Source organism: Tritonibacter sp. SIMBA_163, assembly GCF_046535935.1.
Taxonomy (GTDB): Bacteria; Pseudomonadota; Alphaproteobacteria; order Rhodobacterales; family Rhodobacteraceae; genus Epibacterium; species Epibacterium scottomollicae.
In genome coordinates this window covers 1-276 of sequence record NZ_JAWJBP010000385.1, presented here as the reverse complement: position 1 = coordinate 276, position 276 = coordinate 1, and the positions used below count along the sequence as shown (strand labels likewise).

The window sequence follows — 276 nt, the reverse complement described above, 5'->3', positions numbered from 1 at the left end:
CTGGGCTTGTGCTTCGCCCATTCCGGACGGAAGAAGGTTGAAGGCAAGCGAACCAGCCAGCAGCACGGCGATGCCTGCTGCCTTGGCGCGCACTTTCATGCGGCGACGGAAGGCACCGCGCAGCCACAGCATCAAAAGCGTATCGAGCGCGAGAAGCATCGCGGCGACCGCAAAGAACGGTCCCGCCAGTGAAATTGACTGGTCGGAGGTGTAGGAAGCGGGCACTATTCCGACGGAAAATGCGGGTTGGGCTATCGGTTGCAGCTTGATGTCGGC

Annotated in this window: 1 protein-coding gene; it reads right to left on the bottom strand. The window is 61.2% G+C overall.

All coding sequences use genetic code 11. From position 1 onward, the window contains the following. Window positions 1–276, bottom strand: a 276-nt coding sequence (locus R0J92_RS22830; RefSeq protein WP_411053346.1) for a hypothetical protein, incomplete at both ends; no start/stop codon positions are given.